This window comes from Kitasatospora sp. RG8, assembly GCF_017813315.1.
In the GTDB taxonomy this organism is placed as follows: Bacteria; Actinomycetota; Actinomycetes; order Streptomycetales; family Streptomycetaceae; genus Kitasatospora.
Genome location: NZ_JAGIYX010000031.1, coordinates 82564 through 96288 on the forward strand (window position 1 = coordinate 82564; position 13725 = coordinate 96288).

The following is a 13725-nucleotide window of genomic DNA, read 5'->3' on the forward strand; positions in this document are numbered from 1 at the left end:
CGGCCGGTGCCGCCCGTGCGGGCCCCGCCCGTGTGCGGGGGCCGGGCGGGCGGCGGGCCGTTCCCCCGGACGGATCAGCCGGTGGCGGAGGCCGGGGCGGTGGCCCGGGCGGCGGCGCGGGTTTCGGCGTCGGCGAGCCGCTCCAGCGGACGCAGCGCGCGCAGCACGATCAGCAGCGGGACGACGCCGACGACGCCGAACGACATGTCGATGAATCGCCAGTACAGCGGGATGCCCCGGAGCGGGCCGCAGATCAGCGCCAGCGGGATGATGCCGGCGCAGGCGAGGACGGCCCAGCGGATGACCCAGACGTTGCGCACCGGGTCCTTGAGCGGGCCCCAGAAGGCGGCGGCGATCACCAGGTGGGCGAAGGCCAGCCAGTCGGTGCCGTAGGCGAGGAAGGGGTAGCGGGCGTTGGTCTCGGCGATGCCGTCGCGGACCTGTTCGAGCCGGCCGACCAGGGCCGGCAGGTGGTCGGTGACGGGGGCGGCCGGCCCGGTCGCGAAGTCGGCCAGCCACCTGGTCTCGGCCTCCAGCGGGAAGGCCGTCAGACCGCTCAGCACCAGGCAGACCACGAAGATCCCCAGCCACCGGCGTACCCGCCGCAGCGCCGCCTCGGATTCAGTGCTCATCGCGCAAACCTCCATGCCGACATGCCGAAGAGCAGGTGAGATCTTGTCCCACCCGCGCAGGACGACTCTAGACCGCAGAATTGAACGTGTTCAACTCTGCCTCGGGGGTGCCCGGACGCTGCGAGGGAATGCCCGGACGCCCCGCGGGAGTGCCTGGGCTCCCGGGCCGCCGACGGCCTCCGGAAGCGGCCACGTCCGGACAGTCGGCCTCCGGAAAGGCCGGTGGCCGGACGCGAACCGCGCCCGGCCACCCTTCGTGAACCTCCGCTACGCGGTGTACGTGTACCGGTCCGCCGTGCCGACCGCGCTGGTCCCGCCCGCCGTGGTGACGGTCACGTCGACCGTGCCCGTCCCGGCCGGAGCGGTGGCCGAGCAGAACGTCGGCCCGCAGGAGACGTGGCCGGCCGGCACGCCGCCGAAGGCCACCGTCCCCGAGGTCAGGTTCGAGCCCTGGACGTACAGCTGGGTGCCGCCGGCGGCCGGGCCGCTCCTGGTGGTCAGGTTGGTGACCACCGGTGCGGCCGGCGGTGCGGGCGGTGCGCCGGTGTAGTCGAACGCGGCCGGTGCGGTGGCCGAGCCGCCCGGCGTCACCACGGTGACCGGGGCGCTCCCCGAGCCGCCGGGCGCCGTCACGGTGCACGCCGTGTCGGTGCAGGAGCCGTTCGCCGGGGTGCCGCCGAACAGCACGAAGCCGTTGGACAGGTGGCTGCCGCTCACCGTGACGGCGGTGCCGCCGGTCCCCGGGCCGGTGGTGGTGCCGATCCCGGTGACGGCCGGCGCGGGCGCGGTCGCCCGCGGCTGGAGGCCGCTGCCGAGCAGGTAGGTGGAGACGTTGTCGGAGGGGTCGGAGTCGCCCGCGTTGGCGACCGTGACCGTGATCGCCCCGGACGGCTTGGTGCCGTGCGAGGCCACGTAGACCTTCATGAACTCGCTACGCCCCGGGGCCCGGGTGCCGGTGAAGACGGCCTCCAGGCGGCGGCCGTCGGGGGAGACGGTCTCGGTGAAGGTGTAGTCGGCCGGGGCGGCGGTGAAGGCGGCGCCGCTGGTCGTCAGACCCGGCGGCAGGTCCACCGTCAGCCGGGTGGGCCCGGTGAGGTCGGCGGTGCCGTTGGACGTCCACGTCACCGCGAAGTTGGTGTTGTCGACCGGGAAGATCGGGTAGTTCCCGGCCTGGGTCACGCTGACGTTCGGGCCGGTGACCGCAGTCCGGGCGGTGGTCGCGGCGACGGAGACGGCGGCGCCCGCGGCGAGGGTGGTCGCGGCCAGTGCGGCGGCGAGGCCGCCTCGTACCAGTCTGGTGATCATAGGACGCATGATGGCGGGGCCGGGCGCGCCACGAGATGGTTTTCTCGAAATCCAGTTCTAGTGGACCGCCTTCGACCCCTGCTCCCGCCCGCCCGTAAGGTCCGTTTCGGTCGATGTCGGCGACTACCTCTAATCTTGTCCTCCGTGACCGCCATCGCTGACCCGCCCACCGAGCACGGGCTCCGGCCGCCCGCCGGGCCCGCCACCGCCGCCGCGCGGCCCGCGCCCGGCCCCGCAGCCGACGAGGGCCTCGCCCGCCGGCTCAAGGCGCTGGCCTGCACCGCCCCGCTGCACGACCTGGACAACCGCAAGGGCATGCTGGCCGGCGAGTACGGCGGCTACGCGATGGCCGAGGTCGGCCTCGCCGCGATCGACCTGGTCACCCTGCACATGGACTTCGACACCGGGGCCGACCGCGACATAGTGCTGGCCCGGCTGCTGCCCCGCGTCGCCGCCCAGGCCGCCGGCCGGCCCACCGCCGAGCACGAGCGGGTGGCCCGCTGGGTGCTGGAGTCGCTGATCAACGTCGGCAGTGTCGACCGCGGCTTCCGGGCCGTCTACGGCACCTTCGGCGCGGACGGCGCGTACGTGCGCCGCGACTACGACTTCAAGCTGATCGAGGAGGTGCCCGGCCCCGACGGCGGCGTCTACCTGCGCACCACCGACGAGGCGGTCAACGTCCTGGTCGGCGCGCTCGACACCGACGTCACCTCGGCCCAGATCGCCGCCGAGGTGAAGCTGGAGGTGCTGATCCGCCGGGGCCGCCTGGCCGACGCCCAGCTCGCCGCCGAGCAGGCCCGCTACCGCACCGTCCAGTACGCCGAGACGCTGCGCCGCGCCCTCGACGCCACCCGGCGCAACGTCCGCGCCGTCGACTGGATGCAGGCCATCCCGGACCTCATCGACGAGGCGCTCGACCACATCGCCGACCGTTACCGGCACGAGAACGCGATTCTCACCAACATCCGTAAGGCCCGCGACGAGGCCGTGGAGCCCGAGCACAAGCGCCGGGCCGCCGAGCTGGTCGACATCGTCAAGGACTGCATCCGCCGCCACACCCAGCTGCAGACCCGCCTGCTGGAGGCCGGCCCGCTGTTCCGCGCCGAGCAGGACCGCCAGGCCTTCGCCGCCCCCGGCGCCCGCAGCGGCATCGACCTCTACGGCCAGCTGCTCGCGCCCGTGCTGCGCCTGCCGCTGGAGCAGGCCGTCCGGCCCACCGGCGCCTTCTTCGCCCGCGGCACCGGCCTGCGCACGCCCGTCTCCGTCCGCGTCACCGACCTGGTCGACCTGCTGCTGACCCCGCCGGTCGAGCGCGAGCACCTGGGCGCCGAGCTGCCCGACCCGGACCTCGTCGCCACCCCCGACGACAGCCGGTTCTCCGAGGCACAGCTGGAGTCGGCGCTGGAGCTGCTCGACCTGCCGGCCGACGCCCCCCGCCGGCTCTCCGGCCTGCTCGCCGACGCCCGCAAGCAGGACCCGGAGCTGCCCTACCTGGTCGCCCTGCTGGCCGTGCACGCGGCCAGCCCGCCGGTCGGCACCGCCTACCGGCAGGGCGAGGAGCGGCTGCTCTTCGCGGTCGACGACGGCACCCCGCTGCGCGACCCGGAGTTCGGCGGCGCCGACCTCATCGTCGGCAGCGCCCTGCTCGACGCGGCCGGCATGGCGGCCGACCGCAAGGACGCCAGTTGACGACCGGTCACCACCCCCGTACCGGGCGGCCCCGTGCCGGTGACCCCGGTACCGGCCGGCCCCGTACCGGCCACCCCCGTACGCACCGCGACGGCGCCGGCCTCCCCGGCACCCGTCGCACCTGCGCCCGCAGACCTCACCAGCCCCACCGGCCCCGCACGCACCGCAACAGCACCGAGGAGCACCGCCCGTGACGACCCACCACGACACGTCCTGGGCACCCGAGACCGAGCCGGCCGCGCCCGCCGCGATCACCCCGGCCGACGTCGCCGACGCGGCCCGGCTGGTCTCCTTCGGCCTCCAGGCCAAGCTCCTCCCGGCTCGTGACGCCGAGTACGCCGAGCTGGTCCGCCGCCACCGGGAGGACCCTCCGTTCGCCCGCCTCGCCGACGCCGTCGCAACCGGCATGGGCCTGGTCGTCCTGGAGGTCTCGCCGCGCGCCGGCATGGCCGTGGCCGCCGCCGAGGACTCCGTCTTCGCCGTCCGGATGGGCGACTACTCGCGGCGCGCCGCCTCCGAGTCCACCGACCGGTTCCTGCACGGCCTCGCCCACCTCGCCGTCGCCGCGATGGCCTTCCCCCGCCCCGAGGACCTCGCCGACGACGGCTACCTCGGCCGGATCACCGTCAACGGCGTCGACTCCTTCGTCCGCCAGGCCTGCCGCCGGCTGGAGGAGCAGGCCGAGGTGGACGGCGCCAACACTGACCCGCAGAGCGACGCCCCCGGCCTGGAGGCCGCCTGGCGGGTCTGGGCCCGGCGTACCGCCACCGGCGCCACCAAGGACGCCCGCCGGCTCTCCGGCTCGACCATCGGCATCGTCGCCAAGGCGGTGATGTTCCTGGTCGACTCCGGCTTCCTGCAGAAGACCTCGGACGACGCCGGCGGCACCTACCGCACCACCGCCCGCTACCAGCTCCAGGTCCGCGACCTGGCCGGCAGCGCCGCCATGGCCGAGCTGCTCGACCTCGGCGTCGTCCCGGTGTCCGACGGGACCGCCAGCCTGCTGCCGCCGGACACCGGCGACGAGCTGGTCGCCGACGCCGGCCTGCCGTTCCACTCGCTCTGAGCCCACCCGGGCCCCCGGGGCCTCCGACCGCCCAGAGCCCCACCCGAGCCTTCTGACCCACCCGCACTGGAGAACCGCCGCACATGTACGAGCTCAACCGGGTCCGCCTCTACTCGATCGGACCGGCCGGCGCGCGCTACGCCGACACGGTGCTCGACCTGCGCGGTGTCGGCGAGCCCGTCGCCGACCCGGCCCCGCAGCAGATCGGCCTCTTCGGCGAGGACACCGACGGCCCGGTCCGCCGCCCCGCCCCGGCCGGCGTGCTCTTCCTGGAGAACGGCGGCGGCAAGTCCGTCCTGCTCAAGCTGATCTTCTCGGTGATGCTCCCCGGTCACCGCAACACCCTCGGCGGCGCCAGCTCCGGCGTGCTGCGCAAGTTCCTGCTCGCCGACGACTGCGGCCACGTCGCGCTGGAGTGGCAGCACACCGTCACCGGCGAGCTGATCGTGGTCGGCAAGGTCAGCGAGTGGCGCGGCCGGCAGGTCTCCTCCGACCCGCGCAAGTTCGCCGAGACCTGGTACTCGTTCCGCCCCGGTCCCGGCCTCACCCTGGACTCGCTGCCGGTCGCCGAGCGGGTCAGCCTGGCCGGCGACCAGAAGGCACGCGGCCGGCGCCGCACCATGAAGGGCTTCCGCGACGCCCTCACCGAGGCCGGCAAGGCCCACCCCCACCTGGACCTGGTCTTCGAGGACGGCCACGACCGCTGGACGGAACACCTCGGCGACCTCGGCCTCGACCCCGAACTCTTCCGCTACCAGCGCGAGATGAACGCCGACGAGGGCGAGGCGGCCGGACTCTTCGCGGTGAAGCACGACAGCGACTTCACCGACCTCCTGCTGCGCGCCGTCACCGACACCCGCGACACCGACGGCCTCGCCGACCTCGTCCACGGCTTCGCCGCCAAGCTCGGCCGCCGATCCGAGCTCACCGCCGAACGCGACTTCACCGCCGGCTCGCTCGACCTGCTGGAGCGGATCGCCGAGGCCACCGCCGCCCGCGAGACCGTCCGCGACGCCCACCGCACCGCCGAGCGCCGCACCCGCCGGCTCGCCCACGCCCTCACCTCCCGCGCCGCCGCCGAACGCGACCGCGCGCAGGACCTCGCCATCGAGGTCGCCGCCGCCGCGGGCGCCGTCACCGCCGCCGAGGCCGACCGCACCCGGCACACCCTGATCACCGCCGAACTCACCCACCGGCACGCCGCCCTGGGCCTGGCCGCCGCCACCGCCGAGGCCGCCGCGCTGCGCCGCGAGCTGACCGACGCCCGCACCCTGCACTCCGCCTGGCAGGCCGCCGAGGCCGTGCTCCGCCAGCGCGTCGCCGCCGACCGGGTGGCCCGGGTCGCCGCCGCCATCCGCGAGGCCGAGCTGGACGCCGCCCCCGCCCTGGCCGCCCGCGCCCTCGCCGCCACCGCCCTGGCCCGCGCCCTCGAAGCCGCCGCCGCGGCCGCCGAGGGCCGCGCCGACACCGAGGAGGAACGCGCGGGCGAGCTCCAGGCCGACGGCGCCAAGGCCCAGAGCGACGCCACCGAGGCCGCCACCGCCGCCCAGAAGGCCCGCAGCGAGGCCGACCACCTGCGTCAGCGCCTCGCCGAGGTCGAGCAGGAGACCGAGGCCGCCGTCGCCGCCGGCTTCATCGACGCCGACGGCGGTGTCGACCCGGCCCGGGCCGCCCTGCACGCCGCGGACGTCGAGAAGACGGCCAGCGCCGCACTCGCCCAGGCCCGGACCGCCGCGGAGTCCGCCGCCGCCCGGCTGCGCGAGGCCGCCGCCGCCACCGGCCGCGCCGAACTCGCCGCCGCCCGCGCCAACGACGGCCGCAAGGCCGCCGCCCAGGCCCTCGCCACCGAGCAGCGCACCGCCGCCCTGCTCGCCACCGAGCCCCGGCTGGCCGACCTGCTCTCCCTCACGCCTTACCAGGACGGCTCCGAGGAGGAGGCCGGCTTCCTCACCCCCGCCGTCCTCGACCGCAACGCCGAGTACCTGCGCGAGCTGCTCGACGAGGCCATCGCCACCGCCGAGCGCACCCTGTTCGACCTGCGCACCGCCGCCGCCGACGACTCCCGCATCCTCGCCGCCCTCGGCGACGGCGGCCTGCTGCCGCCCGGCCCGGACGTCCTCGCCACCGTCGAGTACCTCGCCGAGCACGGCATCCCCGCCCTTCCCGGCTGGCGCTACCTCGCCCAGTCCGTGGACCCGGCGGACCACGAGGCGATCCTCGCCGCCCGCCCCGAACTCGTCGACGGCGTGGTCATCACCGACCCCAACTCGCTGGACCGGGCCCGCGAGACCCTCCAGGCCGCCGCCCTGCTGCCGCGCTCCACCGTCGCCGTCGGAGCCGCCGCCTCGCTCGTCGCCCCGATCACCGGCGAGCCCGCGTTCTTCCTCGTCCCGCCGAACCCGGCCATGCACGACGAGTCCGCCGCCGACGGCGAGCGCCGCGAACTGCGCGCCCGCGCCACCGCCCGCGAGGAGCACATCCGCGAACTCGCCGCCCGCCTCGGCGGCGACCGCGCCCTCGCCGCCCGCCTCGCCTCCTGGCACGCCAGCTGCCCGCCCGGCACCCTCGCCGAGCTCGCCGCCGCCGCCGAGGCGGCCCGCGAGCACGCCGAGCAGGCCGGCGCCGCCCTGGGCACCCTGCGCGCCGACCACGACGAGGCGGAGACCGACCACGCCGCCGCCGCCTCCGCCCACGAGGAGCACCGCGAGGCCGCCCAGCGCGCCCGCCGCCGCGCCGACGCCCTCTCCGGCCTCGCCTTCCGGCTGCGCGAACGCGCCGGCTGGACGCGCTCGCTGCGGGAGCTCGCCGACGACGCCACCGAGTGCGACCGCCGCCAGGCCCAGTGCGCCGAACGCGCCCGCACCTGCGACGAGGACCGCCGCGCCGCCCAGCGCGCCGCCGACGACGCCCGCCGCACCGCCCGCGCGCTGCGCGCCGAGCGTGCCGAGATCCCCGCCGCCGAGCAGGCCGACGGGCCGTCCGACACGGCGCCCGCCGCGCTGCCCGCCCTGCGCGAGGCCTACCGCGCGGCCTCCCAGCTCTACGAGAAGGTCGGCGTCGGTGCCGACCTGCGCGCCGAACAGGCCCGCGCCGAGGGCGACGAGGCCGCCGCCGCGACCGAACTCGACCGCCTCACCAACAAGGTCCGCACCCGTGCCGAGGAACTGCTCGGCAGCCCCGACGGCGCCGACGGCCCGGCGCGGCAGGCCGCCGCAGCCCGCGCCGAGGAGCTGGTCGCCACCATCGAGGCCCGTGCCGCAGCCGCCAGCGAGCAGCTCGGCCGCCTGCGCGGCGAGGCCGAGCGCTCCGCCCCCGCCGACGGCGAGGCCCACACCGAGCTGCCCGAGGACCTCGTCCCCACCGACCCCGAGCACGCCCAGGCCCTGTTGCGCACCGCCACCAGCCGCCTCGCCGAGCGCCGCGAGACGGTGGACAACGCCCGCACCGCCCACGCCGACCTGCAGCGCACCTTCGACGCCGCCCAGGCCGCCGCCGCCGACTTCGACGAGCACGCCGGCCAGCTCAGGGACGGCCTGCGCGAACACCAGGACGACGACGGCCAGCCGGCCGAGCCCTACCTCGGCGCGCTCGCCGACGCCCGGACGGCCGCCGCCGACGCCCGCCGCGCGCTGCGCACCGCCGCCGGCGAGCTGTCCTCCGCCGAACTCGCCGTCCGCGACGCCTCCGACGCGCTCGTCCGGCACGCCAACGCGGCCCGCTACGAGGCCGTCCGCACCCCGGCCCGGCAGCAGATCCGCGAACTGCCCGCCTCCGCCCTGCCCGACCACGCCGCCGCCTGGGCCACCGCCTTCGCCCCCCGGCTGCGCGTGCTCACCGACGAACTCGCCCAGCTGGAGCGCAACCGCGGCTCGATCGTCGACCGCCTGCGCGGCCTGGTCGAGTCCTCCCTCACCACGCTGCGCGCCGCCCAGCGGCTCTCCCGCCTGCCGGAGGGCCTCGGGGAGTGGTCCGGCCAGGAGTTCCTCCGGATCCGCTTCGAGGACCCGGACCACGCCACCCTGGTCGAGCGCCTCGGCGAGGTGATCGACGAGGCCACCCGCGCCGCCGTCAAGAAGAACAGCGACCTGCGCCGCGACGGCATGTCCCTGCTGCTGCGCGGCGTCGCCGCCGCGATCGGCCCGCGCGGCGTCTCCGTCGAGATCCTCAAGCCCGACGCCGTGCTGCGCGCCGAACGGGTCGGCGTCGGCCAGATGTCCGACGTCTTCTCCGGCGGCCAGCTGCTCACCGCGGCCATCGCGCTGTACTGCACCATGGCCGCGCTGCGCGCCAACGACCGCGGCCAGTCGCAGTTGCGGCACGCCGGGACGCTTTTCCTGGACAACCCGATCGGCCGCGCCAACGCCACCTACCTGCTGGAGCTCCAGCGGGCCGTGGCCGACGCGCTCGGCGTCCAGCTGATCTACACCACCGGTCTCTTCGACACCACTGCACTGGCCGAGTTCCCGCTGGTCATCCGGCTGCGCAACGACGCCGACCTGCGGGCGGGCCTCAAGTACATCTCGGTGGAGGAGCACCTGCGGCCGGGCCTGCCGGCCGCCCCGGACCCGGACGGCCCGGCCATCCACGGCGAGATCACCGCGACCCGGATGTTCAAGCGCCCCGCGGAGGCCCCCGCTTCGTGACGCTCTGTCGGGTGACGGCCGTCCGGTGATCGTATTAGCGTGTCCGCATGGTGACGATCGCTCAGTTCAGTGACATCCACATCGGCCAGGACCACGAAGGCGACTCCGGCATCCGCGCGTACCGGCGGGCCGAGCAGGTGATGGCGTACCTCAACGCCCTGCCCGGCTCGCTGGACGCCGTGCTGGTCACCGGCGACCTCGCCGACCACGGCCTGCCGGCGGAGTACGAGCAGGTCGCCAAGGTGCTGGCCTCCCGTCACCCGGTGCTCACCTGTCCCGGCAACCACGACCGGCGCGAGGCCTACCGGGAGGTGCTGCTCGGCGAGGCGCCCACCGCGGGACCGGTCAACCGGCGGCACGAACTGCCGGGCGCCGACCTCCTGATGCTCGACTCCTCGATCCCCGGCCGCGACGACGGCCTGCTTGACGACGAGACGCTGGCCTGGCTGGACGCCCGCCTCGCCGACGGCCGCCAGGAGCTGCCCGCGCTGGTGGCCTTCCACCACCCGCCCGCCGAGCTGCACCTGCCGTACGTCGACCCGATCCGCCAGTTCGGCGAGGAGCGCCTCACCGAGGTGCTGGCCCGCCACCCCCGGGTCGCCGCCCTGCTCTGCGGCCACGCCCACACGGGCGCGGCCACCACGCTCGCCGGGCTGCCGGTGCTGGTGGCCCCCGGCGTGGTCTCCACCGTCTCGCTGGCCTGCGAGGGCAGCGCCGACGTGACCTTCGACCAGCCGCCGATGCTCGTCCTCCACGTCCTGGACGACGCGGGCCGGCTCACCAGTCACTTCCGGGCCGTCGTCCCGGCCTGACTCGGCCGCCGGTCAGCGGCCAGCGGTCAGCGGCCGCCGGTCACCGCCCGCCGCCCACGAGCGGCCCGAGCCGTACGGCTACGCGGTCGGCACCCGCGGCTGACGCGGCGGACCTCCCGCCACCGGGCCGCGCGGTGCCGGGCCGCCGGGGGGCGTGCCTCCGGGCGGCCCGGCCGGGCGGGGGAGCGGCCGCGGCCCGGAGGGCGCCCGGCTGCCCGCCATCGGCGACGCCGAGTTCGGTCCGCGCATCCGCTGGGCGGCGACCTGGCGCGAGATCATGATCTCCAGCAGGCACCACGCCGAGCCGAACACCCCGAGCCCCATCGCCATCAGCGCGGGTGTCAGCAGCCAGCTGCCCGCGAACGAGGCCAGCGTCGCGACCAGCAGGCCGACCAGGGTGAAGGCCAGGCAGAGCACCGCCCGGACGGCGGCGGTCCGCACCTCGTCGGGCAGACGGCGGCGACGGCGTGCGACGGACATCGGGCGACCCCCAGCGCGGTCGACGGTGGCAGGCGTGCGGGACGGGCGCACGAAACGCGCCCCCGGAGAACACTCTGCCCTGCCGCACCCGGACTATGCGCCCGAATTCACCGAACTGCCGTCAAATCGTCTGATCTGTACCGGAAAGCCCCGTCGGGGCCTCGGGCCGGCCCAGCTGCTGGTCGAGCTCCTCCAGCGCCCCGGCCACGATCGTCCGCATCGCCCGCTCGGCGTGTGCGGCGTCCCCCGCGCAGATCGCCTCCGCGACCTCGCGGTGCAGCCGGACCGCGTACGGCTCCGGCTGATGAGGCATCAGATCGTACTCGGTGCGGCCGGTCAGCACCGCCCCGACGGTGTCCCCGAGGTGGGCGAACATCTCGTTGCCGGAGGCCCGCAGCACGGTGGCGTGGAAGGCGATGTCGTGCTGGAGGAAGGTCTCCAGGTCGGCGGCGCGTGCTGTCATCGTCAACTCGACCGCCAGTGCGCTGAGTTGACGCCGCTCGTCGTCGCTGGCGTGCCGTGCGGCCAGGCCGGCCGCGGCCGGCTCGACGGCGACCCGCAGTGAGCCGAGCGAACGCAGCTGCGCCGGCCGGTCGCTGCCCGCCAGCCGCCAGCGGATGACCAGCGGGTCGAAGACGTCCCAGTCGGACTTCGGCTGGACGGTGATGCCGACGCGGCGGCGGGGCGCCACCATGCGCATCCCCTCCAGGATCCGCACCGCCTCGCGGACCACCGTCCGCGACACCCCGAACCGCTCCTCCAGTTCCTCGGTGCGCAGCACCGCACCCACGGGAACCTCCCCGGACGCGATGGCCGGTCCGAGCTCGGCGAGCAGGCGGCCGGGCAGTCCCTGGATCTCCATCCGCCCAGCCTAGACGTCACCCGCCGCCCCGCGCCGCGCGGCCCTCGCCCCGCCGCCCCGCGCCGCGCGGCCCTCGCCCCGCGACCCGGGGCCGGCCGTCCGGCCGCAGGGTTCCGGCGGGCCGACTGCCACGCTCCCGTGGGCCGCCCGCCAGGCTCCGGCCCTGCCGCCCCCAGGATCAAAAGTATGACGATTTGGTTTCCGACACTTGAATACGTCATATCTTTGGGGTGATAGTGGCGGCCTGCAACGAAGGAGCACCACCCATGGCTCTCAGCGTCGAGAACCACGACACCCCCGGACCCACCACTCCCGGCCCCCTCACGGTCGTGGTGATGGGCGTCTCCGGTGTCGGCAAGACCACCGTCGCCCGTCTCCTGGCCGACCGCCTCGACCTGCCCTACGGCGAGGCGGACGACTTCCATCCGCCGGCCAACATCGCCAAGATGTCGGCCGGCATCCCGCTGGACGACGAGGACCGCGCCCCCTGGCTGCGCGCCCTCGGCGGCTGGCTCAAGGAGCGGACCGAGGCCGGCACCGGCGGCGTGGTCACCTGCTCGGCGCTGAAGCGCCGCTACCGCGACACCCTGCGCGAGGCCTGCCCGGGCGCCTTCTTCCTGCACCTCAGCGGTGGTCACGGGCTGGTCGAGGACCGGCTCGCCCACCGCGCCGGCCACTTCATGCCGCCGTCGCTGCTCGCCTCGCAGTACGCCGCCCTGGAACCCCTCGCAGCGGACGAGCGCGGCGCCGTCCTGGACGTCGGCCCGTCCCCCGACCAACTCGTCGAGATGGCCGTGGCACTGCTGCGGCCCGTCAATGGAGACCTCGCTTGATGTCCCCCACCCTCGTGCTCGCGGCCGCCCCACCGGCCCTGCCGCACACCGGCAGCGATTCCCGGCTGCTGTTCGCGGTGCTGCTCAGCATCGGCGCCATCGTGCTGCTGATCACCAGACTGAAGCTGCACCCGTTCCTCGCCCTGACCATAGGTTCGGGCCTGCTGGCCGCCGTCGCGGGAGCCCCGTTCGACAAGCTGCTCTCCAGCTTCTCGACGGGCTTCGGCGCCACGGTCGCCGGCGTCGGCCTGCTGATCGGCCTGGGCGCGATGCTCGGCAAGCTGCTCGCCGACTCCGGCGGGGCGAACATCATCGCGGACACCGTGCTGTCCCGCTCCGGTCCCCGGGCGCTGCCGTGGGCGATGGCCCTGATCGCGGCCGTCCTCGGTCTGCCGCTGTTCTTCGAGGTCGGCGTCGTCCTGCTGATACCGATCGTGCTGCTGGTCGCCCGCCGCGGCAACGTCCCGCTGATGCGGATCGGCATCCCCGCGCTGGCCGGCCTCTCGGTGCTGCACGGGCTCGTCCCGCCGCACCCGGGCCCGCTGGTGGCCGTCGACGCGCTGAAGGCCGACCTCGGCGTCACCCTGGCGCTCGGCCTGCTGATCGCGGTGCCGACCCTGATCATCGCCGGCCCGCTGTTCTCCCGGGTCGCCGAGCGCTGGGTCGGTCCGCTGGCGATCCCGGCGACCACCACCCCGGTGGAGACCGAGAAGCCCGAGCGGACCCCGTCCTTCGGTGCCGTGCTGGCGACCATCCTGCTGCCGGTCGTGCTGATGCTCGGCAAGGCGCTGGCCGACGTCGTGATCGACGACCCGAAGGCGATGCCGCAGCGGGTGTTCGACTTCATCGGCTCGCCGCTGATCGCCCTGCTCGCCGCGACGCTGCTGGGCATGCTGACGCTCGGCCGGGCGGCCGGCTTCTCGAAGGACCGGATCGCCGACACCGTGGGCAGGTCGCTCGGCCCGATCGCGGGCATCGTCTTCATCGTCGGTGCGGGCGGCGGCTTCAAGCAGACCCTGATCGACGTCGGCGTGGGCAACGCGGTCAGCGAGTGGGCGGGCAAGTGGCACGTCTCGGCGCTGCTGCTCGGCTGGCTGATCGCCGTCCTGATCCGGCTGGCCACCGGCTCGGCCACCGTCGCCACCATCACCGCCGCGGGCATCGTGGCCCCGCTGGCCGCCGACATGTCGTCGACCCACGCGGCCCTGCTGGTGCTGGCGATCGGCGCGGGCTCGCTCTTCTTCTCGCACGTCAACGACGCCGGCTTCTGGCTGGTGAAGGAGTACTTCGGGATGAGCGTCGGCCAGACCGTGAAGTCCTGGTCGGTGATGGAGACGGTGATCTCGGTGGTCGCCATCGCCCTGATCATGCCGCTCAGCCTGATCATCTGACCTCGGCACCGC

The 13725-nt window shown here is 75.3% G+C and carries 10 protein-coding genes; 6 read left to right on the top strand and 4 right to left on the bottom strand.

The window, feature by feature from the left end:
* Positions 1-74: 74 nt before the first annotated feature.
* Together J5Y04_RS33715 and J5Y04_RS33720 are read right to left on the bottom strand one after the other, a co-directional pair.
* Complete coding sequence (locus J5Y04_RS33715; RefSeq protein ID WP_209416257.1) at positions 75-632, bottom strand: hypothetical protein; 558 nt, start codon at positions 630-632, stop codon at positions 75-77.
* 267 nt (positions 633-899) lie between these two features.
* Positions 900-1937, bottom strand: a complete 1038-nt coding sequence (locus tag J5Y04_RS33720; RefSeq protein WP_209416260.1) for an IPT/TIG domain-containing protein — start codon at positions 1935-1937, stop codon at positions 900-902.
* 153 nt (positions 1938-2090) lie between these two features.
* On the opposite strand from J5Y04_RS33720, the gene J5Y04_RS33725 reads away from it, so the two are divergent.
* From J5Y04_RS33725 to J5Y04_RS33740, 4 genes are all read left to right on the top strand, one after another.
* Entirely contained in the window at positions 2091-3626 is a 1536-nt protein-coding gene (locus tag J5Y04_RS33725) for a hypothetical protein (RefSeq protein ID WP_209416350.1), read from the top strand.
* A gap of 190 nt (positions 3627-3816) precedes the next feature.
* Entirely contained in the window at positions 3817-4692 is an 876-nt protein-coding gene (locus J5Y04_RS33730; protein ID WP_148641516.1) for a hypothetical protein, read from the top strand.
* Between the two features lie 83 nt (positions 4693-4775).
* On the top strand, positions 4776-9335 hold the full coding sequence (locus J5Y04_RS33735) for a hypothetical protein (RefSeq protein ID WP_209416263.1): 4560 nt from the start codon (positions 4776-4778) through the stop codon (positions 9333-9335).
* A 47-nt stretch (positions 9336-9382) separates the two neighbouring features.
* The gene (locus J5Y04_RS33740; RefSeq protein ID WP_209416266.1) at positions 9383-10147 is read left to right on the top strand and encodes a phosphodiesterase; all 765 of its coding nucleotides are present in this window, start codon (positions 9383-9385) and stop codon (positions 10145-10147) included.
* Between the two features lie 78 nt (positions 10148-10225).
* Here the strand turns inward: J5Y04_RS33740 and J5Y04_RS33745 are convergent, their stop codons facing one another.
* Complete coding sequence (locus tag J5Y04_RS33745; RefSeq protein ID WP_209416269.1) at positions 10226-10627, bottom strand: hypothetical protein; 402 nt, start codon at positions 10625-10627, stop codon at positions 10226-10228.
* Between the two features lie 121 nt (positions 10628-10748).
* Positions 10749-11489 carry a FadR/GntR family transcriptional regulator gene (locus J5Y04_RS33750; RefSeq protein WP_209416273.1) on the bottom strand — a complete coding sequence of 247 codons (741 nt, stop codon included), beginning with the start codon at positions 11487-11489 and terminating at the stop codon, positions 10749-10751.
* A 266-nt stretch (positions 11490-11755) separates the two neighbouring features.
* On the opposite strand from J5Y04_RS33750, the gene J5Y04_RS33755 reads away from it, so the two are divergent.
* Together J5Y04_RS33755 and J5Y04_RS33760 are read left to right on the top strand one after the other, a co-directional pair.
* Complete coding sequence (locus tag J5Y04_RS33755) at positions 11756-12322, top strand: gluconokinase (RefSeq protein ID WP_209416275.1); 567 nt, start codon at positions 11756-11758, stop codon at positions 12320-12322.
* The gene (locus J5Y04_RS33760; protein WP_209416278.1) at positions 12322-13713 is read left to right on the top strand and encodes a gluconate:H+ symporter; all 1392 of its coding nucleotides are present in this window, start codon (positions 12322-12324) and stop codon (positions 13711-13713) included. Before J5Y04_RS33755 ends, J5Y04_RS33760 begins: the two co-directional genes overlap by 1 nt.
* Positions 13714-13725 lie beyond the last annotated feature (12 nt).